This window comes from Ekhidna sp., assembly GCF_965221965.1.
GTDB lineage: Bacteria > Bacteroidota > Bacteroidia > Cytophagales > Cyclobacteriaceae > Ekhidna.
In genome coordinates this window covers 349,114-374,498 of sequence record NZ_OZ244926.1, presented here as the reverse complement: position 1 = coordinate 374,498, position 25,385 = coordinate 349,114, and the positions used below count along the sequence as shown (strand labels likewise).

General features: G+C 40.3%; 26 protein-coding genes and 1 tRNA gene. 17 read left to right on the top strand and 10 right to left on the bottom strand.

The genetic code is table 11. From position 1 onward, the window contains the following. Positions 1-9 precede the first annotated feature (9 nt). Complete coding sequence (gene aspS, locus ACOQON_RS01825; protein ID WP_420577222.1) at positions 10-1,770, bottom strand: aspartate--tRNA ligase; 1,761 nt, start codon at positions 1,768-1,770, stop codon at positions 10-12. A 100-nt stretch (positions 1,771-1,870) separates the two neighbouring features. Here aspS and ACOQON_RS01820 point away from each other — a divergent pair, with 100 nt between their 5' ends. The 14 genes from ACOQON_RS01820 to ACOQON_RS01755 all read left to right on the top strand — a co-directional run bounded on the left by ACOQON_RS01820 (position 1,871) and on the right by ACOQON_RS01755 (position 12,891). Then, a complete protein-coding gene (locus tag ACOQON_RS01820; protein WP_420577221.1) occupies positions 1,871-2,260 on the top strand; it encodes a GxxExxY protein in 390 nt (129 codons plus the stop codon). A gap of 41 nt (positions 2,261-2,301) precedes the next feature. Continuing rightward, positions 2,302-2,853: a hypothetical protein gene (locus tag ACOQON_RS01815; RefSeq protein ID WP_420577220.1), complete on the top strand. Its 552-nt coding sequence runs from the start codon at positions 2,302-2,304 to the stop codon at positions 2,851-2,853. After that, positions 2,853-3,305, top strand: a complete 453-nt coding sequence (locus ACOQON_RS01810) for a nucleoside deaminase (protein WP_420577219.1) — start codon at positions 2,853-2,855, stop codon at positions 3,303-3,305. The genes ACOQON_RS01815 and ACOQON_RS01810 overlap by 1 nt, the downstream gene beginning before the upstream one ends. A 63-nt stretch (positions 3,306-3,368) precedes the next feature. Next, positions 3,369-3,968 (top strand): superoxide dismutase, encoded by a 600-nt coding sequence (locus ACOQON_RS01805; RefSeq protein WP_420577218.1) that lies wholly within the window; start codon positions 3,369-3,371, stop codon positions 3,966-3,968. 207 nt (positions 3,969-4,175) lie between these two features. Further along, positions 4,176-5,033 (top strand): ATP phosphoribosyltransferase, encoded by an 858-nt coding sequence (gene hisG, locus ACOQON_RS01800; protein WP_420577217.1) that lies wholly within the window; start codon positions 4,176-4,178, stop codon positions 5,031-5,033. Positions 5,034-5,073: 40 nt separating this feature from the next. Continuing rightward, entirely contained in the window at positions 5,074-6,354 is a 1,281-nt protein-coding gene (hisD, locus tag ACOQON_RS01795; RefSeq protein ID WP_420577216.1) for a histidinol dehydrogenase, read from the top strand. Between the two features lie 64 nt (positions 6,355-6,418). Continuing rightward, the gene (gene hisC / locus ACOQON_RS01790) at positions 6,419-8,026 is read left to right on the top strand and encodes a histidinol-phosphate transaminase (protein WP_420577215.1); all 1,608 of its coding nucleotides are present in this window, start codon (positions 6,419-6,421) and stop codon (positions 8,024-8,026) included. A 53-nt stretch (positions 8,027-8,079) separates the two neighbouring features. Further along, complete coding sequence (gene hisH, locus ACOQON_RS01785) at positions 8,080-8,658, top strand: imidazole glycerol phosphate synthase subunit HisH (protein ID WP_420577214.1); 579 nt, start codon at positions 8,080-8,082, stop codon at positions 8,656-8,658. A 33-nt stretch (positions 8,659-8,691) separates the two neighbouring features. Next, positions 8,692-9,057: a four helix bundle protein gene (locus tag ACOQON_RS01780; RefSeq protein WP_420577213.1), complete on the top strand. Its 366-nt coding sequence runs from the start codon at positions 8,692-8,694 to the stop codon at positions 9,055-9,057. A gap of 18 nt (positions 9,058-9,075) precedes the next feature. Next, positions 9,076-9,798 carry a 1-(5-phosphoribosyl)-5-[(5-phosphoribosylamino)methylideneamino]imidazole-4-carboxamide isomerase gene (hisA, locus tag ACOQON_RS01775; protein WP_420577212.1) on the top strand — a complete coding sequence of 241 codons (723 nt, stop codon included), beginning with the start codon at positions 9,076-9,078 and terminating at the stop codon, positions 9,796-9,798. Between the two features lie 82 nt (positions 9,799-9,880). Next, positions 9,881-10,636: an imidazole glycerol phosphate synthase subunit HisF gene (hisF, locus tag ACOQON_RS01770; protein ID WP_420577211.1), complete on the top strand. Its 756-nt coding sequence runs from the start codon at positions 9,881-9,883 to the stop codon at positions 10,634-10,636. Position 10,637: 1 nt separating this feature from the next. Next, positions 10,638-11,156 (top strand): GrpB family protein, encoded by a 519-nt coding sequence (locus tag ACOQON_RS01765; protein WP_420577210.1) that lies wholly within the window; start codon positions 10,638-10,640, stop codon positions 11,154-11,156. A gap of 4 nt (positions 11,157-11,160) precedes the next feature. Further along, complete coding sequence (hisIE, locus tag ACOQON_RS01760) at positions 11,161-11,754, top strand: bifunctional phosphoribosyl-AMP cyclohydrolase/phosphoribosyl-ATP diphosphatase HisIE (RefSeq protein WP_420577209.1); 594 nt, start codon at positions 11,161-11,163, stop codon at positions 11,752-11,754. A gap of 336 nt (positions 11,755-12,090) precedes the next feature. After that, positions 12,091-12,891 (top strand): DUF4382 domain-containing protein, encoded by an 801-nt coding sequence (locus tag ACOQON_RS01755; RefSeq protein WP_420577208.1) that lies wholly within the window; start codon positions 12,091-12,093, stop codon positions 12,889-12,891. 45 nt (positions 12,892-12,936) lie between these two features. Here the strand turns inward: ACOQON_RS01755 and ACOQON_RS01750 are convergent, their stop codons facing one another. From ACOQON_RS01750 to ACOQON_RS01735, 4 genes are all read right to left on the bottom strand, one after another. After that, the gene (locus ACOQON_RS01750; RefSeq protein WP_420577207.1) at positions 12,937-13,350 is read right to left on the bottom strand and encodes a hypothetical protein; all 414 of its coding nucleotides are present in this window, start codon (positions 13,348-13,350) and stop codon (positions 12,937-12,939) included. Between the two features lie 22 nt (positions 13,351-13,372). Beyond that, on the bottom strand, positions 13,373-13,735 hold the full coding sequence (locus ACOQON_RS01745; protein ID WP_420577206.1) for a hypothetical protein: 363 nt from the start codon (positions 13,733-13,735) through the stop codon (positions 13,373-13,375). An 85-nt stretch (positions 13,736-13,820) separates the two neighbouring features. Then, positions 13,821-15,218, bottom strand: a complete 1,398-nt coding sequence (gene rlmD, locus ACOQON_RS01740) for a 23S rRNA (uracil(1939)-C(5))-methyltransferase RlmD (RefSeq protein ID WP_420577205.1) — start codon at positions 15,216-15,218, stop codon at positions 13,821-13,823. Positions 15,219-15,303: 85 nt separating this feature from the next. Beyond that, positions 15,304-17,796 carry a DUF5686 and carboxypeptidase regulatory-like domain-containing protein gene (locus ACOQON_RS01735; RefSeq protein WP_420577204.1) on the bottom strand — a complete coding sequence of 831 codons (2,493 nt, stop codon included), beginning with the start codon at positions 17,794-17,796 and terminating at the stop codon, positions 15,304-15,306. A 129-nt stretch (positions 17,797-17,925) separates the two neighbouring features. On the opposite strand from ACOQON_RS01735, the gene ACOQON_RS01730 reads away from it, so the two are divergent. Next, entirely contained in the window at positions 17,926-18,723 is a 798-nt protein-coding gene (locus ACOQON_RS01730; protein WP_420577203.1) for an SDR family oxidoreductase, read from the top strand. Here the strand turns inward: ACOQON_RS01730 and ACOQON_RS01725 are convergent. Continuing rightward, entirely contained in the window at positions 18,716-19,432 is a 717-nt protein-coding gene (locus ACOQON_RS01725) for an SH3 domain-containing protein (RefSeq protein WP_420577202.1), read from the bottom strand. The two genes, ACOQON_RS01730 and ACOQON_RS01725, sit on opposite strands and share 8 nt — an antisense overlap. A gap of 95 nt (positions 19,433-19,527) precedes the next feature. Here ACOQON_RS01725 and ACOQON_RS01720 point away from each other — a divergent pair. Next, positions 19,528-19,600 (top strand) — tRNA-Lys (locus tag ACOQON_RS01720). A 226-nt stretch (positions 19,601-19,826) separates the two neighbouring features. On the opposite strand, the gene ACOQON_RS01715 is transcribed toward ACOQON_RS01720, so the two are convergent. The 3 genes from ACOQON_RS01715 to ACOQON_RS01705 all read right to left on the bottom strand — a co-directional run bounded on the left by ACOQON_RS01715 (position 19,827) and on the right by ACOQON_RS01705 (position 23,657). After that, on the bottom strand, positions 19,827-21,473 hold the full coding sequence (locus ACOQON_RS01715) for a PAS domain-containing sensor histidine kinase (protein ID WP_420577201.1): 1,647 nt from the start codon (positions 21,471-21,473) through the stop codon (positions 19,827-19,829). Positions 21,474-21,620: 147 nt separating this feature from the next. After that, on the bottom strand, positions 21,621-23,258 hold the full coding sequence (locus ACOQON_RS01710; RefSeq protein WP_420577200.1) for a PAS domain S-box protein: 1,638 nt from the start codon (positions 23,256-23,258) through the stop codon (positions 21,621-21,623). Between the two features lie 24 nt (positions 23,259-23,282). Next, positions 23,283-23,657, bottom strand: coding sequence for a response regulator (locus ACOQON_RS01705; protein WP_420577199.1), 375 nt, complete (start codon positions 23,655-23,657; stop codon positions 23,283-23,285). Between the two features lie 125 nt (positions 23,658-23,782). On the opposite strand from ACOQON_RS01705, the gene ACOQON_RS01700 reads away from it, so the two are divergent. After that, the gene (locus ACOQON_RS01700; protein ID WP_420577198.1) at positions 23,783-24,250 is read left to right on the top strand and encodes a hypothetical protein; all 468 of its coding nucleotides are present in this window, start codon (positions 23,783-23,785) and stop codon (positions 24,248-24,250) included. Here the strand turns inward: ACOQON_RS01700 and ACOQON_RS01695 are convergent, their stop codons facing one another. Then, complete coding sequence (locus ACOQON_RS01695; RefSeq protein ID WP_420577197.1) at positions 24,251-25,354, bottom strand: AI-2E family transporter; 1,104 nt, start codon at positions 25,352-25,354, stop codon at positions 24,251-24,253. It abuts the gene before it with no gap. Between the last annotated feature and the right edge of the window lie 31 nt (positions 25,355-25,385).

Below are 25,385 nucleotides of genomic sequence, written 5' to 3'. Positions count from 1 at the left end.
TACCAAATACTATTGTTTTTTAGGCTCTACCAATTTCAAACCCAACTCATCCAACTGTTCCCTGGAGATCTTACTTGGCGAATCGATCATCACATCTCTCCCAGCATTGTTTTTTGGAAAAGCAATAAAATCACGAATGCTTTGCTCCCCTGCCATGATGGCGCACATCCGATCAAGACCATAGGCGATCCCACCATGAGGTGGCGCTCCGTATTCAAAAGCACTCATAAGAAATCCAAACTGCTCTTCAGCCTCTTTCTGGCTGAAACCAAGAATGTCAAACATTTTAGCCTGCATTTCTCTATCATGAATACGAATAGAGCCTCCTCCGGCCTCAACTCCATTGATGACCATATCATATGCATTGGCTCTGACAGCTCCTGGATCAGAGGAAAGCATTTCTACGTCTTCCGGTTTCGGCGCTGTAAACGGGTGATGCATGGCATAAAAACGTTTAGTCTCCTCATCCCATTCTAGCAAAGGAAAATCCAGCACCCAGGCTGCCGCCACCTTATTTTTATCTCTTAATCCAAGTCGCTCACCCATTTCAAGTCTAAGCTCGTTGAGTGCGTTTCTTGTTTGATTTTTTTCACCGGCAAGAATCAAAAGTAAGTCTCCCTCTTTTGCCCCAAACTTCTCTGCCCATCCTTTTAGGGCTTCCTGATCGAAAAATTTATCAACGGAAGATTTGAAAGAGCCATCTTCATTGTATTTCACATAAACAAGTCCCTTCGCACCTATTTGTGGCTTTTTTACAAATTCAGTGAGCGCGTCTAATTCCTTCCTTGAGTATCCTGCACATCCTTCAGCATTGATACCTACAACCAACTCCGCACTATCAAAAACAACAAATCCCTTTCCTTGTGTAAGGTCATTCAGCTCACGAAATTCCATTCCAAAACGAAGATCTGGCTTATCCGATCCATATTTTGTCATGGCCTCATCATAGCTAATACGCTGAAATTCATCAAGATCAATACCCTTTATCTCTTTGTAGAGAAATTTCGTCATTCCTTCGAATGTCTGCAGGACATCTTCCTGTTCCACAAATGCCATCTCACAGTCTATCTGTGTAAACTCCGGCTGACGATCTGCTCTTAAGTCTTCATCTCGAAAGCACTTTACAATTTGGAAATAGCGATCCATTCCAGCCACCATTAAAAGTTGCTTAAACGTTTGTGGTGATTGAGGAAGCGCATAAAATTCATTTTCATTCATTCGCGAAGGCACCACAAAATCACGTGCACCTTCAGGAGTGGATTTTATCAGGTAAGGGGTTTCTACTTCAACAAATCCTTCCTTATTCAAATATTTACGAACCTTTTGCATCATCGTGTGTCGAAGTTGCAGTTTCTGTCTCACTGGATTCCTCCGAATATCCAGATAACGATATTTCATTCGTAGGTCTTCACCTCCATCCGTTTCATCCTCGATGGTAAATGGTGGGACCTTAGACTTATTCAAAATTGCTATTTCGCTAACCCTAATTTCGATATCACCAGTAGGCATTTTATCATTCTTGGCATATCGCTCTACGACCTCACCAGTAGCTTTTATCACAAATTCCCTACCCACCTTCTTAGCCTGATCAATGATGGTCTGCTCTGTTACACCTTCTTCAAAAATGAGCTGGGTGATGCCGTACCGATCTCTAAGATCAATCCATACTACGCCTCCTTTGTCTCGTTGTTTTTGAACCCATCCAGTCAGGGTCACCGTATTGCCGACATGTTCTGACCTCAATTCTCCACAAGTGTGTGTGCGTAGCATAAATATTCTTTTGAATGAATTTGAAAAAGAGGTGCAAAAGTAAACCTTGATTAATAGGATTTATAAGATTCATTAGATTGAAGGTTGTAATTTTTTTTAGATGAGTACATACAAGCATTCTGATATCACAGAAAAGATCATAGGATGTGCCATGAAGGTGCATCGTACACTTGGAAATGGATTTCAAGAGGTCATCTATCAACGAGCCTTGGCAATAGAGTTTGAAGAGAGCAGTTTAGGTTTTGTGCGAGAGCAAGAACAATCAATTTTCTACAATAACGTACAAATTGGTACAAGAAGAGTTGACTTTTTTGTTGAAAACAAAATTCTAGTTGAACTCAAAGCTGTGAAAGAATTAGAAAATGTACACTTAGCACAAGCTATCAACTACCTGGAAGCATTTAACATGGAAATAGGGCTACTACTGAATTTTGGATCACTCAGCCTACAATTCAAAAGATTGCAAAGAAAACCACGATCAAAATCATGAAATCATTTAATCAAATCAATCAAAGTTCTGACCTTCGCCATATGAAAAAATTCATTTGTCTTGCTATCCTTTTAAATACGACCTGCCTTTTTGCTCAGGAAAAAATGGTCACTCACAAAATCAATGATGAAATTTCCTATGTGGTACCCGAATCTTTCAACCTGATGAGCAAAGGAGATCGTATAGAAAAATATGTCTCCTCAAGAGAACCTCTTGCAATGCATTCATCAGTAGATGGAGAGATCAACTATGGAGTAAACTGGAACCCCATGCAATGGATGGATGGCGATGAGCAAATGATACATGACTTTTATAAAGCCAGTATCCTTAGCATGTTTGATCAGGTAGAATTTATTCAAAACGAAATCAAAGAGATCAACGGAAAAAAATTTGTTGTCTTTGAATTCATATCGATGCTTCGAACAGAGAACGCCTTTTCAAATAAGTCTTCCAGAAACTACACATACATTCAATACACTTCCTATAATGAGCAGGTCTTACTCTTCAACTTTGCCTGTAAAGCACGGCTCATGAATCAATGGCAACCTGTAGCCAACGACATTATGAATAGTGTGAAAGTGAAAGAGAAATAATGGAATTAAGTATATATAGCGATGAACATTTCATGAAGCAGGCTCTAAAAGAAGCCCAAAATGCTTCTGAAGAAGGAGAAATTCCGATTGGAGCAGTGGTGGTTTGTGAGAATAAAATCATTGCTAAAGACCACAACCGGGTAGAACGACTAAATGATGCGACCGCTCATGCTGAAATGCTGGCCATTACAGCAGCACAAAATCATCTCGGATCAAAGTATTTAAATGAATGCACACTTTTTGTCACACTTGAACCCTGCAGTATGTGTGCCGGGGGACTTTTCTGGACACAAATCGGAAGGGTAGTCATTGGCGCCCTGGACAAAGAACGAGGCTTCTCTCAATTCAACAAAAACATCATCCATCCGAAGACGGATCTGAAACTAGGTGTCATGGCAAATGAATGTGAAATTTTGATTAAAGAATTTTTTAAAAAGCTACGAGGCAACTAAACAAGTCTTAGTCTTGTTATCTTCACAAATCATTTTTTTAGAACCTTAAAAAATCACATAATTATGGCTTTTGAATTACCAAACCTACCTTATGCTCACGATGCATTAGAACCACATATAGATGCCAAAACCATGGAAATTCACCATGGCAAGCATCATGCAGGATACGTATCAAAACTGAATGCTGCCATCGAAGGCACTGATATGGAAGGTAAATCATTGGATGATTTAGTGAAAAATCATTCAGACAATGGTGCGGTACGAAATAATGGCGGAGGACACTGGAATCATTCACTTTTTTGGGAAGTGATGTCACCAAATGGTGGTGGTGAACCTTCAGGTGCACTTGCAGATGCAATCAATTCTGCTTTTGGATCATTTGATAAATTCAAAGAGGCGTTCAGTAATGCAGCAGCGACCCGATTCGGTAGTGGATGGGCATGGCTTTGCAAAAAAAGTGACGGGTCTGTTGAGGTTTGCTCCACAGCCAATCAGGATAACCCGCTGATGCCAGATGCCGGATGCTCTGGAACACCTATTCTTGGCCTTGATGTTTGGGAGCATGCGTATTACCTAAACTATCAGAACAGAAGACCCGATTACATTAACGCATTTTTCAATGTGATCAACTGGGATGCAGTGAGCAAAAAATTTGAAGGATAATTGACAATTCAAAAATCGCTATATATTTGCGACTAGAAATGAGAACACAACAACTACATCATCATGTACATCATATGCTCCACTCGGAAGAGACGGTGTAGTAGGTGTATTGTAGTTAATTAAAATAAACACAAAGCCCTGACGAACCGTCAGGGCTTTTTTTATGCCCAAAACTTAACAGAAATACAAAATATCAGTTTCAACGACATGCAAAACGTACTAAAAATAGCCATTCAAAAAAGCGGGAGACTCAACGAGAAAAGCATGGGCCTGCTAAAAGAATGCGGCATCAAAATCAACAATGGAGGGAAATTGATGTCAACAGCATCAAATTTTCCTTTAGAAATTTTCTATCTGAGAGATGACGATATTCCTCAATACGTCGCAGAGGGAGTAGCTGATATCGGGATCGTGGGTGAGAATGAATATCTGGAAAAACAACAACCGGTTGAAGTGATCAACCGGACAGGCTTTTCCAAATGCCGACTTTCATTGGCAATCAAACGAGAAGCAGAATATACCGATCTAAATTGGTTTTCAGGAAAGCGTATAGCCACCAGCTATCCCGTAATCCTCAGAAAATTTCTTGAGAAGAATAAGATTGAAGCCACCATTGAGGTCATCAGTGGAAGTGTGGAAATCGCTCCCGGAATTGGTCTCGCTGATGCAGTATTTGATATTGTGAGTACTGGAAGCACGCTACTAGCTAATGGCCTAAAAGAAGTGGAAGTTGTATTAAAAAGCGAGGCACTTCTCGTCGCTAACACAATGCTCGATGTTGACAAAAAGAAAATTCTGGAAAGACTCCTTTTCAGAATGGAAGCTGCAAAATCTGCTAAACAGAACAAATACATCTTGTTGAATGCTCCAAACAATAAGCTTGATGATATCATAAAGCTACTACCAGGAATGAGAAGCCCTACCGTACTTCCTCTTGCTGATGAAGGCTGGAGTAGTGTTCACAGTGTGATACAGGAAGATGATTTCTGGGAAGTGATTGATCAGCTAAAAGAAAAAGGTGCGGAAGGCATTTTGGTTTGTCCGATAGAAAAAATGATACTTTAAAATTTTTCTCCCTTTGGAGGGGGATTAAGGGGGAGGAAAAATGAAAAAAATAAAATATCCAGATAAAACAAGTTGGGCTGAATTGTGCAAACGCCCCACTTTCGACTTTGCTGAACTGGAAACAAAGGTCCGGTCGATCATGATGGAAGTCAAAGAAAGAGGTGATGACGCTCTCCTTGAGATGGCTAAAAAGTTTGATGGCGTTGAGCTAGATGCACTTGTCGTCGACCTACATGAGCAATCATTTGAAATAGATAGTGAATTGGCAGAAGCAATCAAGATTGCAAAGCAGAATATTGAATCGTTCCACCTTTCTCAAAAGGAAGAAGTGCAGAAAATTGAAACAATGGAGGGTGTTACTTGCTGGCGAAAAAGTGTAGCTATTCAAAATGTGGGGCTTTACATCCCCGGGGGTTCTGCACCTCTTTTCTCCACTTTACTCATGCTAGCCATTCCGGCAAAAATCGCTGGCTGTAAAAACATTACCGTTTGCACCCCACCGACTAAGGATGGAAAGTTGAATGCAGTCATTGGCTGGACCTGTCAATTACTCGGTATTGAAAAAATCTTCTTAACTGGTGGTGCGCAAGCAATCGCGGCTATGACATTCGGAACGGAATCCATACCGAAGGCCGATAAGATTTTTGGCCCTGGTAATCAATATGTGACTGCAGCTAAACGACTCGCTCAGAATTATGGAGTTGCAATCGACATGCCTGCCGGACCAAGTGAAGTGTTGGTGATAGCTGACGGCACAGCCTATCCCGAATTTGTAGCAGCTGACTTGCTTTCTCAAGCAGAGCACGGACCCGACAGTCAAGTGGTTTTGGTCAGCAATTCAGAAAATCTCATTTCAGAAGTAAATAGTGAAATAACAAAACAGGTCAAGGACCTTCCCAGAGAGGAAATAGCTTTGAAGGCACTTGAAAGCAGTCAATCCATTCTTGTGAAATACTTGAATGAGGCAGTGGCCTTTAGTAATGAATATGCACCTGAGCATTTGATTATTGCCACCGATAATGCGGAAGAACTATCCGAACAGGTTACCATTGCCGGAAGCGTATTTCTTGGCAATTGGAGCTGTGAAAGTGCAGGGGACTATGCGAGCGGAACCAATCACACCCTACCCACGAATGGATATGCACGCAATTACAGTGGCGTATCGCTTGATAGCTTTTTAAAAAAGATAACTTTCCAAAAATTGTCCGCAAAAGGGATACAAAACTTAGGTCCGGCCATTGAAAAAATGGCTGAAGCTGAGCAATTGCAGGCTCATAAGAATGCTGTGAGTTTGAGATTAAAGAAATTAAAAAGACCCTGAAACAAGTTCAGGGTGACATGTAAAATTTAAAGTCATGCTGAACTCGTTTCAGCATCTAGCAATAATGTTCGACATAAATAAAATAACACGAGATAACGTAAAGAAACTAAAGCCCTACTCCAGTGCTCGTGATGAATTTGATGGAGTGGCTGAGGTATCTCTCGATGCTAATGAAAATCCCTTTGGCTTTGGTCTGAATCGCTATCCGGATGGATCCTTAAGTGATTTAAAAACTGCTATGGCCAAATACAGAGGTGTGGAAATTCCTCGATTGATTTTTGGCAATGGAAGCGATGAATTGATTGATTTATTGATTCGGGCCTTCTGTGAGCCCGGACAAGATAAAGTGATGATCTTCCCACCTACTTTTGGCATGTATAAGGTTGCAGCTGATGTAAACGATATCGAGGTTGTAGCAGAACCCCTGACGGATGATTTTCAAATTGACTTTGATCGCCTGTTGCCCAAGCTTACGGATGACAACCTAAAGATCATTTTTATCTGTTCACCAAACAACCCAACGGGGAATTGCATCAATAAAGAAACCATCTTATCCATTACAGCAGCATTTCCAGGGCTAGTGGTTGTAGATGAGGCGTACATCGATTTTGGCGGAGAAAGTCTGGTTCAGCATGACATCTCTAACCTGTTCATTCTACAGACTTTTTCAAAAGCCATGGGTCTTGCAGGAGCAAGGCTTGGTGTGGGCTTTGGCTCAACAGATGTAATCGGAGTACTGAATAAAATCAAGCCACCATATAATGTCAACACTTTAACCCAGGAGAAAGCAATTAACACACTCGAAAGGCCGGAACTTATCAGCAAACAGGTTGCTACATTGATTGAAGAGCGTGTAAAAATGCAACAAGCGCTGAAGGGCATTCCTTCGATGAAAAAAGTTTATCCATCAGATGCCAACTTCTTACTGGTTGAGTTTGAGGATGCTCAAAAAACTTATACCGACCTTATGACCAAAGGGATCATTGTCAGAGATCGTTCGAGTCAGGTCCCTGATACTTTGCGAATCACCATTGGTACTCCATCCGAAAATCAACGGTTGATTGCCGCTCTCAAAGAAGAGGAATACGAAGAAAAAGGTAGAATTGGGAGGTGTATACGTACAACATCGGAAACGAAAATCAAGGTTGAAGTCAACCTGGACGACCCGACCAATACCTCGATATCTACCGGTGTTGCATTTTTTGATCATATGCTAGATCAGATAGCCAGACATGGAGCAATTGGACTTTATGTAGAAGTGGAAGGAGACATTCAAATTGATACGCACCACACGATCGAGGACACTGCATTAGCGTTGGGTACTGCATTTAATGACGCACTCAAAGAGCGAAAAGGGATCGAACGATATGGGTTCCTGCTGCCGATGGATGATTGCCTTGCACAGGTAGCGATAGATTTCGGTGGCCGTCCATGGCTTGAGTGGGATGCTTCATTTGATGCAACGCATGTGGGAGAAATGCCAACAGAGATGGCTTCTCACTTCTTCAAATCATTCTCAGATACAGCTCGCTGTAATCTGAATGTAAAAGCAGAAGGAGAAAACGATCACCACAAGATTGAGTCCATCTTCAAGGCTTTTGCAAGAGCAATAAAGATGGCAGTTAGGAAAGATGATAGTGGGGTGATGCCGAGTACAAAAGGAGTGTTGTGAAAGCTTCCTCCCCCTTTAATCCCCCTGCAAAGAGGGAAAATAAAATTTGAAAGATGATAGCAATCGTAAAATACAATGCAGGTAATATCCGATCAGTGAAGAATGCACTTGACCGAATTGGTGTAGAGTCTCTGATTACAGATGATGCAGAAAAGCTGAGAGCGGCTGAAAAAGTCATTTTTCCCGGAGTAGGTGAAGCAGGTACGGCGATGGAGTATTTGAGAGATCGAGGTTTAGATGAAGTTATCAAAAACTTGAAACAGCCATTTTTGGGGATTTGCCTGGGGATGCAACTCATGTGCTCACATTCCGAAGAAAAAGATACCGAATGCCTGGGAATTTTTAAAGAAAAGGTAAAGAGGTTCCCTCCTAAAGGCATTGTCCCACACATGGGGTGGAATGACTTTACCAAAGCAAAGGGTCCTTTATTTGAAGGAATCGCAGAATCTGACAACATGTATTTTGTTCACAGTTATTATGCGGAGCTTGGTGAAGACACTATCGGTGAGACGGAGTATCTGATCCCATTTACTTCTGCCTTACAAAAGGATAACTTTTACGGCGTGCAGTTTCACCCTGAGAAGTCCGCGGATGTGGGGAGGAAGTTGATTGAAAATTTTTTGAGACTTTAAGAAGGCAGAAAACAGAATTGAGAATATAGAATTATGGAAAAAAGTAAATCATTCACAGAACTTATTGTCTGGCAAAAAGCTCATGCGCTGACACTTGAGGTTTACAAGATCACTCAAGATTTTCCCAAAGAAGAAGTTTTTGGTATCACTTCACAAATAAGAAGAGCATCAGTTTCTGTTGCAGCGAACATAGCAGAAGGATATAAGAGGAGATCGGCAAATGATAAAGCGAGATTCTTCAATATTTCGGAAGGTTCATTAGATGAGACTAAGTACTTCCTTATTCTAGGACAAGACCTAGGGTTCATTGAAAACAATATTGATCTTCTGGAAAAAACAGATGAAGTAGCTAAACTTCTGTATTCCTATAAGAAGGCTATTCTAAATGCTAACTCCTAAATCCTCTATTCTGACAAAATGCGAATAATACCAGCCATAGATATCATAGAAGGAAAGTGTGTACGTCTCTCGAAAGGAGATTACGACACAAAAAAGATATACAATGAAGATCCGCTTGAGGTAGCTCAGCAGTTTGAAGATGCAGGACTGCAGTACCTTCATTTAGTTGATCTGGATGGAGCTAAAGCCAAGCACATTGTAAATTGGAAAGTGCTGGAAAAACTGGCTTCTAAAACCAGTTTGAGAATTGATTTTGGTGGAGGTATAAAATCAGATGAGGATTTGCGTATTGCATTTGAAAGTGGAGCACGGCAAATCACCGGCGGTAGCATTGCGGTTAAAGAACCGGTAAAGTTTACCTCATGGATCACAGCTTACGGTGCGGAAAAAATCATTTTGGGTGCTGATGCCCTGGATGGAAAGATCGCAGTATCTGGCTGGCAAGAAGAATCGGACATGGAAATTGAAAGCTTCATCCAGGATTATGTTGAAAAGGGAATTAAATATGTGATTTCCACGGACATTTCAAAGGATGGAATGTTGGAAGGACCTTCTTTTAATCTGTACCAATCCATTCAGAAAAAAATGCCAGACATCAAGTTGATTGCAAGTGGAGGAGTTAGTTCGATGGATGATTTGGTGAAGTTGAAAGAAAATGGGTTGGAAGGAGCCATTGTAGGAAAAGCGATATATGAGAATAGAGTTAGTTTGAAGGAACTGGGTGAGTTAACATCCCCCTAACCCCTTCAAAGGAGGATTTACATCTGATTTAGTTCAGAAATATCCCCTTGAGGGGATTATAGGGGTGTTTTATTAGAAAGAAATGTTGAAAAAAAGAATCATACCGTGCCTGGACATCAAAGACGGGCAAACCGTGAAAGGTGTCAATTTCGTCGATATCCGAAATGCAGGAGACCCTATTGAGTTAGCCAAACGTTATGTCAAAGAAGGTGCTGACGAGCTGGTGTTTTTGGATATCACCGCGACTGTGGATGGGCGGAAAACCTTTGCAAAACTGGTGGAGGAAATCGCCCATGAGATCAATATTCCATTTACCGTAGGTGGTGGCATATCCTCCGTTGAAGATGCCGCAGTATTGGTAAAGGCAGGTGCTGATAAAGTAAGTATAAACTCTGCAGCGGTTAAACGGCCTGAACTGGTCTATGAAATCGCTCATGAGTTTGGAAGTCAGTTTGTAGTGGTGGCCGTAGATGCCGATCTGGTGAATGGAGAGTGGAAAGTGTTTGTCAAAGGAGGCAGAGAGGCTACAGATATCGATGTATTTGAATGGGCCAAAAAAGTTGAAGAATTGGGTGCAGGTGAAATTTTACTCACTTCGATGCAAAACGATGGGACCAAAGCAGGTTTCGCCATTGAATTGACAGAGAAGTTGGCGGCCAACCTCAATATTCCGGTGATTGCTTCTGGCGGTGCAGGAAGCATTGAACATTTTGCTGAAGTATTTGAAAAGACAAAAGCAACAGGCGCATTAGCAGCAAGTGTTTTTCACTTTGGAGAGATTCCGATTCCGCAACTCAAGGAGTTTCTAAGACACAAGACTATTGATATAAGAATTTAGAATGATGCTTTTAATTAACTATCAAGAAAAGTGGGCCGAAGATTTTGAACAAATAAAGCAGGTGCTGCTCGGACAACTGAGTTCGAATGTAAGGATTCAAATAGAGCATATTGGAAGTACGGCCATTCCTGGATTGATGGCAAAACCCATTATCGACATAGATCTGATTTACTTCTCAGCAGATGAGTTCACAGTAACCCTGGAAGAACTGAGAGGAATCGGCTATTATCACAACGGTGATCAGGGAATCAAGGGGCGTGAAGTCTTCAAGCGAACTAAAAATCAAAATCATCCAGTCCTTGATTCGATCAAGCATCATCTTTATGTCTGCCACAAGGACAGTGATGAATTAAAAAAACATTTGCTTTTCAGAGATAAACTGCGAAATGATCGTGAAGTTCTAGAGAATTATGCTGCACTTAAACTCCATTTGGCAACCAAAGCAAATCAAGATCGAAAATTATATGCGCAACTAAAGGAATCAGAGGCGAAGGCCTTTTTCGAAAAAATATTGAAATAAGAAAATGACAAACTCAAAGCTCGCAACTCAAAACTCACAACTTATTCCAGCCATCATCCAACACGCACAAACCAACCAGGTGCTCATGCTCGGATACATGAATGAAGAATCATTGGCCAAAACCAAAAAGGAAGGCAAGGTCACTTTTTTCAGCCGATCCAAGCAACGACTCTGGACCAAGGGAGAGAGCTCAGGGAATTTCTTAAACGTGATAAGTATTCAGGAAGATTGTGATAACGATACCTACCTCATAAAAGTGATACCCAAGGGAGATACATGTCACAAAGGCACCTACACCTGTTTTGGTGAGAAAGAGCCTGCTGGCTTTTTACATGAGTTACAAGGTGTGATTCAATCCAGAAAAGCCAACCCATCTGAAAAGTCTTACACTACTGAACTTTTCAAAAAAGGAACAAAGAAGATCGCTCAAAAAGTAGGAGAAGAAGCAACAGAGGTGATTTTAGAGGCCATGGATAACCAAAAGGATTTGTTGATAGAAGAATCCTCAGACCTTATGTACCACTTTTTGGTTTTGCTTGCTGACCAGGGATTAAGGCTCGAGGATATAGAGGCAAAATTGATGGAGCGACATAAATAAATTTAATTATTTTAATATTTAATTGTAATTAAAAGGAAACTAATTGCTGAACACAATTAAATATTAACGTTAAATAATTTCTGTAAATAAAAGAACATTATTCAATATTTGCCGCTAGAAAATCTCCCCCAAACACATCTCTTACCGCAAAGAACTCTCTTGATGATTTTATTAATTATTCATTTAAGTAATTGATTACCATTATATTATAACTTTTATTTTAAATAAATAACCAAATATCATCAAAACGGCTAACCTATTAAGAAACAAAGTTGTCTATGCGATTTTCGATTTAATATTTTTAATATTAAATTGAATTTTATTGGAAACTATCAAATGAATAGAACCAGCAAACTATTTCATTTTTCCTTCACTATTGGTGTTTTTTTTATTCTCTGTGCTTGCAGTACGGAGAGTGACGAGGAAGCTATTGATAAATTTCCACGGTTGAAGTTCAGTCTGATTGACGCACCAGCTGTATTTGACGAGGTGAATATTGATATACGTCAACTACAAGTGAACTTCGTAGAAACTGATGATGAAAAAGCCAAAGAGTGGTTAGACATCAGTGATTTTAATCCTGTAATTGTAGATATCCTATCTCTGACAAATGGCAAAGAGCTAACGCTCGTCGACCGACCTATGGCTTTTGATTACGTTGATGAGATCAGACTGATTCTTGGAAACATGAATTATCTATTAGTGAATGGAGACTCATCCGAACTCAAAATCCCTTCTGGCGAACAAACCGGAATAAAAATAAAATTAAGTCAACCAATCGAAGCTGATAATGACTATGATTTCTTACTGGATTTTGATGCCTCTCAATCCATCAAAGCTGCAGGAAATAGTGGGAAGTATATATTGAAGCCAGTAATTAGAGCGAAACTAAAATCCAAAACCGGCTCCATATCAGGAAAAGTATTACCAGCAATTCGAGGGGTTACCGCTTATGCCATAACTGGAAGCGATAGTGTTTCAACAGTCACTGGCGATGATGGTTTTTTTCTAATAAGAGGGCTGGACGAAGGTGTCTACAGAGTCTCAGTTGCCTATAAGGAACGCACTTTACAAAAACCAAGCATTCAACTATATCCAGGGATGATTTTCAATTCCGGGACATTCGATTTTCAATGATTTCTCATCCCTTTCTATATTTGCCTTACAATCAATAGGAGTAGGCTATTTCTCAGGAATCCTTTTCAAGAATCGACCTAGAGACTCTTTCAGTCTTTCCTTTTCTTTAAACAGATCACTCGGTATTTTAACATTAGAGCCATTCTTGAGGTGCAATTTCCATACAATGGATTCTATGCCTTTAGCATTGGAGATGTCTTTACTTTGCTTAGCGATCTCGTTCAAATGAATGGACTGACTCTTTTTCAGATTCTTAATACTGATCTGCTCATCTGTTATAATCAGTGTGGTGAAACTTGACACAACCGCAATAGTTGTTATCAATCCAATAGCTAGCAAAACCCACATCAGTACGTACAGGCTCTCCTGATTTCTAAGAATCAAAGCTGCACCAAAAAAGATACCCGGAATCACTATCATCAGCGTATTTGATCGGAAAACTTCACCCTGATCCTTCATCCTGAAACCGCGTTATTCAGTTCTAATCAATTGGATATGGTACAAACACAAAGTTGGTGAACTGTTCATCAATCACAAATAGACAACAGTATTCATCTGGATCTTTGTAGTTTGACTTAAAGACCTTTTCGTCATCAATTAAGCCTCGTTGAACAAACTCCTCCATGAATGAGGCAAAGTATTTCCAGTTGTTTTCAGCCTGCCCTGCGTCTACTAGCAGTTGCCCAATCGGCTGATTGATTTTACACATCGCAAATACAGGGTATTCAGAAAATTCCTGTCTGCGAATGGCATAAGAAGCTTCTTTGAGAGGTTCTGATATCTTCACAAAATCAGAGGATATCTGACCTAGGTATTTTGGATCTAATTCTGGATCGTTATGCATATTTCTGATTCAATTTTTTGTGTCCCCTTGAGGGGATAGTAGGGGTGACTTTTCCTCCCCCTACCCCCTCCAGAGGGGGATAACTTTATTTCTTCAATTTCAATAAAACCACATTCTCCACATGAGCTGTCTGTGGAAACATATCCACCGGCTGTATTTTAACCACGTTGTATGACTGTCCCAATATCTCCAAGTCTCTTGCCTGAGTCGCAGGGTTACAACTTACATACACGATGCGATCTGCCTTCAGGTCAGCAAGTAGCTGCGTCACCCGCGGATGCATCCCTGCCCTTGGCGGATCTGTGATGATCACGTCCGGCTTTCCATGTGTATTTATAAACTCATTGCTCAGCAAATCCTTCATATCCCCGGCATAGAAATCTGTATTAGTGATCCCATTGATCTCACTATTGATTTTTGCATCCTCAATAGCCTCCTCAACATATTCAATGCCCACCACTTTCTTTGCCGAACGAGCAACAAAGTTGGCAATGGTTCCGGTTCCGGTGTAGAGGTCATACACCAACTCATCTCCCTTTAAGTCAGCAAAGTCAGCAGCTATTTTATACAGCTCATGTGCCTGGGCAGAATTGGTCTGATAAAAAGACTTGGGTCCAATTTTGAACTTCAGGTCTCCCATTTGCTCCAAAATATGATCTTTGCCTGAAAATAGCTCTACTTCAAGATCAGAATAGGAATCATTCCCCTTTTCATTTACCACATACATGAGTGAGGCAATTTGTGGAAACTCATTTTTGATAAAGTCCATCATCAATTGAATCAGCTCTTCATCTCTGTAATGCACCTGAAGAATTACCATGGTTTCTCCCGTAGATGCCGTGCGGATCACCAGGTTTCTAAGGAAGCCTTCCTGTTTTTTCACGTTGTAAAAAGGAACAGAATGCCGATCAGCAAATGCCTTTACTTTCAATCGAATCTCATTGGAAGGGCCTGGCTGCAGGTGACATTTATTGATGTCCACGATTTTGTTGAATTGCTTTGGAATATGAAACCCAAGCCCGGTTCTTACTTGCTCTTCGCCACTTTCAATCTCCTCTTTTGTCAACCATCTAAAGTCCGAAAAAGTAAACTCTAGCTTATTTCTATAAAACGATGTTTCTTTCGATCCTAAGATTGGCATAATCTCAGGCAGTTCTAATCCACTAAGTTTCCGAAGGTTTTCCTCCACATGACCCTGCTTATATTTCAGCTGTGCATCATACGTCATGTGCTGCCATTTGCATCCCCCACATAATCCGAAATGCTCACAAAATGGCTCTACACGTTCACTTGATTGCTCTACTAATTCCTCGGCATATGCTTCCAGGAATTTTTTCTTTTTCCCTACTACCTTGGCTTTCACAACATCACCGGGTACTGTCTCCTTTACAAAGACCACCTGACCATTGACACGCCCTACTCCTTTTCCTTCTGAGGAAATACCAGTTATTTCCAGTGAATCTATTACTGCTCCTTTCTTCATCCGCGCAAAGATACTACGAGAGCTGGCTGGATATCAACCGTGATTTCCTCTGGATTAACAAAGGGTTTTACATTTGATGCTTTAATTAAAACCCAACTCCGATTCTCAAGCCACTTCCAAAAAAATCACTGTTTCTAAATGCCCAGTAATAATCTACGCGCATAAATTTGAAGATATGCTCAATCCCAGCACCTACTTCAACGTAATTTCCAATGGTCTCATTTGTGAGATAGTTAGCAGAAGCAACAGCTTGAAAATTCAGCTTTTTAACCAATGGGATTTTATTAAAAATAAATTCATTGAAGTGATGTTCATAGTGTGCTTCGAAGAATGGTTTCGTGGTACTGAACTGGTAAAACGGGAGTAACTCAAATTTCATCGTTTTGCCTACCTGGCTCAAAGAGGTCTGGTTACCGGCAAAATGTTTGAAGTCAACAAAGGTCAGCGCATCGTCATTGAGAAAAGCACCTCCTGCTACTGCATAATTACTTTTCCCCACCAGTCCAAAGCTCATTTCATCTTCCACCCTCACCTGAACAAAATCAAAATTCACATCGCTACCCAGCGTTTTGATTCCTTTCTTATATGTAAGAAATATCTCGGGGTATTTGGAAGAATAAGTAAATTTCCTGTCGGGTCTGGTTGCATATGTTTGTTTGATCCTAAAACGGAAAGTCGCCTCAAAGATCAATGCCTGATGCCTCGGAAATCCTGTCTCATCCAACTCCATATTTACCGGTTGGTTGCTTGTGAAATTCGTTTTATTCTCAGATGCCCAGGTAAAGTCTGATGTATTAGTGAGCGTATCCCGTTGGGCATACTCAAGACTGGTGTTCAGTAAAATTCCATTTTTTAACTCCTGCTGAAATCGAATGTACCCAAAGGATTTTTCAAAAATCTTCATGAAGTTGTCTCCTTCCACCAACGTCACATAGCTGTTGATAAACGGAGTGATCGATTCGGATTCATCAAACTGGGAAATATATCGGCCTCCCCCCACATAAAATCTAGTGAACTTATTGTCCAGCTTACGATAACTCGCATCGATCTTGGCGTTAAATTTTTCATTGGAAAATCCATATCGAACTGCCGGACGGATCCAATACTTTGTTTGACCATCAACCTGCTTCCAGATGGTAGGCTGTATTTCAGGCACAAAACCTTCCACCGTATTATACTGAAATATGCTGATGACTGCAGGAAGTGACCAGTACTTTTCTTCGATGCTGTTCGAATGAGTGTAGCCGCTAAGAAATATATTTCCCAGGGTCAACTTGTTTGTTTCATTGTCTACAGAATCTTTATATGCCGGGCTTTCTTTAACCAACCGAATGCTATCTTTTACCTGATAATCCTTTACTTCGATCTCAGTAAGCGGTATAGGCCTGATGTCTTTCCAATAAGTGGAATCCCGTTCATTCGACCCCTCCTCCACGACTAAAACTTCCGCTGTAAAATCGGCTTGCTGAAACAGGTCAGCTTCTTTTTTCTCACCAAATTTCTGCTCATATAGTCCCTCATCTTTATATGCCTGATAGTTTGGTTCAACTTCGTAATTGGAGTACACACCGATGTAATAGCCGCTTCCTTTGAAGCCAAAAGCACCAAACTTGAACGAAAATTTCTGTGATAATGGCATCCAAATATCATATTCAGCCGGAGCAAATACCTGGTTGATTGTGAGTGAATCAATAAATTCCAATCCCCTGGCTTTTGTGACAAACAGGTCTATTGTGTGAAACCGCCACTCATCCTCAACGATATACACCACACCCTCAAAAACCGGATCGGTAGCTCGCTTAGGAATCACTTTGATTTTATTAATCAATTTTCCATTTTCTTCAAAAAGTCCCAACCATTCATAATCATAAAAAAGAAATGCATTTGGTGCGATCGGAGAAACATATTCCCGCTCCATATCCAGATCTATGAATTTTTCGTACGCATTGATATTGAAATCAGAAGCACGATTGAAGCTAAAACCCTGCTCATTCCCACTTACTTTAGAGCTGATCATCCGCTCAGAAACTTTATCAGGTAACTCAAAAGAAAATTGGGAAACAGATTCGGAGAGATATAATATACCAGTATCAATGGTGATTTTCTGACCTAGAATTTTGTCTGGTTTTTTATCCAAGCGAAATAAGCCTTTGAGATAAGCATCTGTTTTGAAAGCCCTGACTTCCTCTTGATAAAACTTTCTTTTTTTCATGGCCTCCCGAATCACACGATCCGCAGGATCTTCATCCCCTGCTGTCACCACCACTTCTCTCAGTTGTAAAGCCTGCTCTTTCATTTCAAATTCAACATAAATCGTTTGGCCGGGATTGATCGTGATCAGCTGTTCCACTACTTTGTACCCAACATACTGCGCAACAATGGTATGTGATCCTGATGGAGTTTTTAGAAAAAATTCCCCTTCACTATTCGATGTGGTTCCAATAGTTGTGCCCTTGATGTAAACAGTGGAAAAAGGGAGTATCTCTCCGGTTTGACTCACTGTCAAACCTTTAATCCCTGTTTGAGCAATACTGGCTAATGAGAACAAAAGAATAGATAGGTAGGTGATTAATTTCATAGAGGTTGGCAAAACAAATTTTAGTGATAATGCACGAAGCGCTGCATTGGTTGCATACTTCTTATTTTTCTTTAAAGTTTTTCAATGTGTTTATCTTGGCAAAAGTTATACCACAGGTAAAATTCACACATGCAAAAAGTAGCAATAATAACAGGTGGCTCTTCGGGAATTGGTAAATCATTAGTGCTAAAATACGCGAATGAGGGGTATGCAGTCGTATTTACCGGAAGGAATGGAGAACGCATGAAGCAAGTGGCATCTGAGTTGGGTGAGCGGCCTCACCTGGCGCTGGAATTAGATGCAGCCGGAAAAGAAGACAACAAGAAAATGGTGGACGAAACCATCAAGCAATTTGGACGCATCGATGTACTTGTATGCAATGCCGGCATTTCCATGCGCGCACTTTTTGAAGAAGTAGATCTGGAGGTTTTTGAGAAACTGATGGACATCAATTTTTACGGTGCTATTTATGCGACAAAATTTGCATTGCCTCACTTGCTAAAAAGTAAAGGGACCATTATAGCCATCTCCTCCATTAATGGATGGCGTTCAACCCCCGCACGTACCGCTTACTCATCTTCCAAATTTGCTATGCAAGGATTTTTTGAAGCATTGAGAACGGAAGTGATGACAAGGGGTGTGCATGTACTGGTGGTATGCCCCGGCTTCACCAGTTCCAATATTCGAAATGCTGCACTCACAGCAGATGGAAAAGCTCAGGGTGAATCTCCCCGCGACGAGAAAAAAATGATGACATCAGAAGAAGTAGCTAAACGTACTTACAAAGCAGCGATGAAGGGAAAGCGTGATTTGATCCTGACCTTTGAAGGAAAGATGGCAGTGTTACTTAACAAAATCATTCCATCCCGTTTGGATCGTATGATCTACAACATGATGAAGAAGGAACCAGATAATCCGCTTAAATAACCCTCAATCTCCCCTTTCTTAGATAAACCTCCTGACCATCCCACAAAACCTTTATCCAAACCTCGTCCTGTTCCAGGACTTTCACTTTATGCCCCCTGGACAAAAGTTCAACTGGTTCGGCTCCTGCAGATGGCCCGGATCTTAACAAGGTGTTATTGGAAATGATGATTCCTCTAGGTGCTGTATCGAAATTATTGACAGCAAAAATGATTGCGATGATCATTACCTGAATGATGCCAGCAGCTAATGGCTTCTCCCCCTGCTTGGCCTTTGATATGATGTACGCCAAAAGCAAAGTAGAAATAGCTATCAAAAGCAATGAAAATTGAGATCGGTATTTATTCAGAAGTGCCAGAAAATAATAAGTATCGTCATAGCTATACCCTCTTAGCTCGTTCGCATTTGCCAGCTCCTCTATCTTTCCCACCACATTTCTGTCTGCAGATTGTTGATAATATTTGTCCAGATAAAAAAGTGCATCCGCGTAATTATCAAGTCCATCCTGAATAAAAGCCATTTTTAACAACATAGCAGAAGATGCCTGCCCAGAAGAGTAGATTTCCTCATAAAGATTTAATGCTTCGGTATATTTCTGCTGAGCGAAGAGTGAGTCAGCCTTGTTTAAAAGTGGATTTTGAGCATTTAAATTCAAAATTGCACACCAGAATAAAATTCCTAGAAATAATCTCACCTTTATTCGGTTAATCATGTGGTATTATTAATTAAGATTTCTATTTTTGCATCCGCAATTTAAGGCAAGGGTCTTGAATTGCACTTCTTTTTATACGAAAGGAGAATTAAAATGACTGGCTAGCTCAGCTGGTAGAGCAACGCCCTTTTAAGGCGTGGGTCCTGGGTTCGAGCCCCAGGCCAGTCACATTACGAAAACCCCAATCATTTATGGTTGGGGTTTTTTGTTTTAATCCATAAAATCCTGTTGGCAAAGAAGCCTGTCCCGAACTTGTTTCGGGAAGCCCCAAGCCAGTCACTTACTAAAGCTTCAACGTTCGTTGGGGCTTTTTAGTTAAAAAAAAAGAGTCAGTACGTTTGTCAAGGGGATACTTGACCAAATCAAGCCTGGAATTAAATACTAAGAGTATTTTTCATTCCGTGGCTGACTTAGGAATTTTGATTTCCACTTTGGTGCCTTTATTCGGTTCGCTTGTTAATGACACATTGCAGTTATTTTTTTCCAGTAATCCAAGACTCAGACTCAAACCTAACCCAGCTCCCAGCTCCTGATCTGTTCCTGCTTTTGATTTCTGAATTTCTTTATTGATGATTGATTGAATCCGTTCAGAAGACATTCCTACACCTGAATCAACAATACTTACCGTGGTTTCAGACTCATTCTGATCGCTGATCACCTGCACACTGCCTCCTCCATTCGTGTATTTGATCGCATTGTGAATTAAATTTCTCAAAGCCACTTTGAAGTGATTTTCATCAATCCAGGCTTCCATGTCTTTGGGTGTATCAATTTTAAAGTCGATGTTTTTTCGCTTTATGAGCGTATGAAAAAGATCTGCGTTTTCATGCACCACCTCACTGATGTTAACCTTTGCCGGGTAGGCATTGATGCCTCCAAGCTGCATACGTGCCCACTCGAGTAGTTCATCCACAGTACTTGTCAAACTTCCTAAACGTTGTTTTAGACTGTTTTGATATTCAATGAACTGCTCCTTAGAAATCACATCATCATGGTTCAGATTGAGGATACTATGAAAAAGATTAAGCGGGCTTTTGATATCGTGGGCAATAATCGAGAACAATTTGTCCTTTGTTTCATTCGCTACTTTCAGTGCCTTGTGTGCCCGTACAAGTTCTGAAACATCGTCCACACAAATAGCCACAGATTCAATTTCTCCGTCAACATTCAGAATTGGCTCATATTTTCCATTGGCTGATATCACAGACCCATCCGGAAGGTTGGTTTCTTCTAAAAATGAAACCTGCTTTTTTGTTTTCAGTACATCCTGAAACATCGGTTCATGTTTCTCAAAAATGTGTGATGATAAAACTTCTTTTCTATTTCGACCGATTATATCCCTTCTGGTATAACCAAACCGACTGGCGTAGTTGTTATTCGCAAGAATGAAATTCCCTTCTTTATCAACCAATGCCATCAGCAGAGGTGCATTGTCAAGAAGTGATCTCAGTGTTTGTTCCTGCTGATCAGAGCGATCAAATGCTTTGATCAAAATAGATCGGAAAACATAAAGGAATAAGTATAGAATGGACGCTACTACCAGATTATTTACGATAATTAATCCATACGTATTTCCAAATTCAAGCCCCTGGCTGTTTAGTATAATTACTTTCAGCGTTAAGAAGCAAGCAAAAATAAACCAGTAGGCAAAGTGCTTTTTAACCCCATCTACCATGAACATAGAGATGGCCATGGCTGCATAGAGCATATTTTCAGTATCTACATATGTCCCTTCCTCTACATAAACAAGAACCGCACCTACAATCATCGCCACACCTATAAAAATGAAATATCCCTTGGAGAAAGAGATTTTACCCTGACTATTAAATAAGAGGGAGAGTGACAATAACAGACAAGCGATCAGGCATAAAACAGGCTGTACAATTAAACCAAATGACAATGTAATGAGGCCCAGAATGAAGCTTGTGCAAACACAGAAAACAATAAGGTAATTGAATAGCGCAACCCTCCGCTTATCCAGCGGGCTTTGGGCATAGCTCATGCCAGTCCTCAAAATTTTCTTAAACGAAAAGGGTTCCATAGTGACTCAACCGGTTGAAAGCTTCAGCTTTCAGTTTTAGTAAATAGTAAAAACGCCCAAAAGGTAACCATCCATGGACATTTAATTCAAAGCAATCGATGAGTAGCTGATTTTTCTAGTTTAACCACCTAAGAAGTAAGTGTGAATTTAATTTTTTGAGGCCTCCATTTTAATTGTGATTTCAGTTCCGATATTGACTTCACTTTGAATATCCACTTCACAATTATTTTTTCCCAGTAATTCAAGGCTCAAGCTTAAACCCAGTCCTGTGCCCATTTCACCAGCAGTGCCACTACTAGACGGCTGGAGCTCTTTATCCAAAATGGATTTCACCTTATTTTCATCCATTCCAACTCCTGTATCTTTTATTTTCAATATGATCAAATCATCTTGTCTGCTACCGGCTAAATGTACTTCCCCACCTCTCTCGGTAAACTTCAATGCATTATGTAAAATGTTTCGAATTGCTATTTTCAGGTGATTTCCATCAATCCAGCCTTTGATATTCGAATCAATATCTGTGTATATAGTAATGCTTTTATGATCAATTAACTCCTTATACAAATCCAAATTTGACTGAACCATATCATATATACCCGTTGAGGCTGGCACAGAATTAACCCCATCAAGTTGGGACCGGGCCCACTCCAAAAGATTACTAACCGTTTCTTTGAGTTCACCTAACTTCCCTTTAATTCTCGACTGATGTTTTTGAAAATCCTCAGGAGACATTTCCACCTCACTGGACACGTCCAGCAAACCATCAAATAGATCAAGTGGCCCTCTGATATCATGAGCCACGATTGAGAACAATTTATCCTTTGTAGAGTTGGCAGCCTGTAGTTTATTTTTTGCCACCTCTAGCTTGGTTACGTCATTAACGAAAACCGATACACCTATAATTTCACCTTTATCGGAGCGAACAGGCATATACTTTCCTCCCGCATAAAATGTGCTCCCATCCGGCATCTCTGTATGCTCCAAAAACTCCGGACTTTTTCCTTGCAATGCCTCCTCAACCATCGGCATGTGAATTTTTAGAATATTGGGCGGGAGAACCTCACTAATATGCGAGCCGATAATCTCCTCTCTTTTTTTTCCAAATGATTTTTCGTAGTTAATGTTTACCATTCGATATCTTAACTCCCTATCGACTAAACCAATGAAAAGTGGCACGGTATCGATCATGGAATACAGCAGTTCATCCTTCTCTTTTAATCGAACAAATGATTTAAGTAGCGACTTTCGAAAGGCATCTGCAAAAAGGTATACCAGAAGACACAGGATCGTTACATTTTGAAGGTTGATAAAAAAGTTAAAATCATAAGGATTTCCCTGGTACTCTTGTCTTACAAACTTGAGCCAGATCAGCACAACAAACATGACCATAAAACCGACATACCTGAATTTACCATCGTAAAGTAGATAGCTAACCGCCATAAACCCGATAAGAATATTTTCTGTCTCATTAAACCTTTCCTGCTCAAAAGCAACGAAGGATGCGACTATTAAAATGGCTACAGTAAAAGAAAGGAAATAGGTTCTTGCAAACGCATACTTTTTCAAACTATTGAAGTAAATCACTAGAATAAAAAAAGTACCTGATACAGCGGTGACAACAAACTGGGGAAATAAGCCCTCAAAAATTAACAGAATTGTGATCGTATAGGAGACGAGACTACTTACAATAGAAAGGTTGTTGATAAACAATACCCTTCTGAAATCAAGCGGATCAGATAATCCTTCCAGCCCGGCGCGGCTAATCTTTCTAAAAATGCTCTTCATCTGCAGGTCTAAACCTGCCGGATCTTAATGATCCATCAATTTAATGCATTTATGAATAGCATTTACCAGTTGATCTGAGTTTTTAAGTGGCTTTTGAATGAAAGAAACATACTCCACCTCATAGTTTTCCATCACCTCTTCCGGATGGCTTGAGATCACAATGGTTTTTGGTTTATGATCACTCAACTCTAACACCTCAGGTCCTTCCAAGCCTGAAATATTGATATCCAGTAATAATAAGTCCGGCTTGTCCAGGTCTATTCGCTTGGCCGCCTCGAGCGTATTATCGCAGTTTCCCAGCAATTCTACTTCCTGAACCTTTTTAACTACCACTTTTAATATCTCCACAAATGCGGGATCGTCTTCAATGATAAGGCACGTATACTTCGAGTTGCTCAAGGTTAGTTTATTGATTTATTAAGGGCAATAAAAATAGGGCTTTTTCATGGACGAAAAAACTGATTATGGGAGTGGATCAAGAGATAAATACAAATCTTTTTATCTTATAAGTCTAAATAAATCTCATGGAACAGCCCCTCGCATTGCGTTTTGATAGAATTGTGAATGAAAACCTTCCGAAAAGGAAGGAAATGATTAGCGTCTTAAAGGAAAGTGCTATGCCGGCTGATGTCTTTTACAAAAAAGGAAACGGCGTTAAATCAATCCTTAAAAAAACTGGAAGGCTATCGGATTTTAAAGGCATATATGGTTTTATAGATGACGGTAAACTTATCTACATCGATGAGTCCTCTTATGTGATCAGAAGACTTGTTAGACACTTTAAGGGAAATAGTAAATACCAGCAAAAACTTGCTTACGTAATGGCAGGCATACATAAAGAGGCTAATCCTTTTTACACGATAACTGATGCATTAGAGGCTATGAAAAAAATGAAGATCATTTTCATAGATGTACCTGATGATCTCGAAAGGCAATTAACTACCTTGTACCTTCAGTGCCAGTATGAGTGCAGGTACAATAGGTTTGACTAGCTATTGCTTTAGTTTGTCTATCACCTTCTCCAATACATTTTTTTCCTCCACGCGTTGCACCTCGGTTATCCTTTCCCCAATCAGTGAGGCCACCGGCTCCAACTCTTCATAGTGACTGCAAATTACTTTTAGCATGGCGACCAAAGGAAGAAACAGGATCATTCCAGAAATGCCCCACAGTACGCCTCCTGCTATCAGGGAGAAAATAGAAAAGAGTGCGTTGATCTGCATATGGCCACCTACAATTTTAGGGTTTAAAAAATTACCTTCCAGAAACTGGATAAACCAAAAAATGAGGATCACACCTATCGGATACCAATAGCTATCGAATGCGATAAATGCATAAATGGTAGGAATAAGTCCTCCAAGAGTGGTGCCCACATAAGGAATAATGGCCAATAGTGCTGCAAGGAATCCAAAGAAAAATGCATAGTCCATGCCCAAAATTAACAAACCCACGGTATTTAACACCCCGAGCACTAATATCAACAACAGCATTCCGGTAAAATATTGCTGACCTACCTGCTGCACCTCTCGCAGCATATTGATAAATGACTTTCGTTTGCTTTTATGTGCAAAGCGAGTGAGTGCCTCTGTAAGGTGTTCACTGTAAAAAAGGATGAGGAAGGTATAAATACTTGCAAGCACAACGAATGAAAGAAATGATCCGGTCACGCTTACGGTATCGGAAATGATCAGGAAGCTACTATCGGAAAACAGGTTAGAGAGTTTATCCAATATGGTTTGAGATTCTATATCCGGGATGAGTTGAACCTGGTCATTTAGAAATTTAACTGATGTTTCAAGTGTATCTCTCAGTTTCTCCAGAAAGTTAGAGTATTGACTGGCCATGTTGATGATCTGAGCAGAAAAGAGCACCAAAACACCGGAAAAAAGAATGAATACACCTCCCATAGTCAGGATAATCCCCAGTACTTTTTTTACTCCCTTTTTGCTCATCCATTTTACTATGGGGTATAGAATGAAGGCGAAGAGCATAGCAAAGCAAATAGGCACCAGGATGATCTTGGCAAAGTGCATGATTGCCACTATCCCGACAATAGATGCGATTGCGTAAAAGAATTTGCTAAATGAAATATTCATAACCGTGATTTGAGAAGCTAAAGTTAAGATC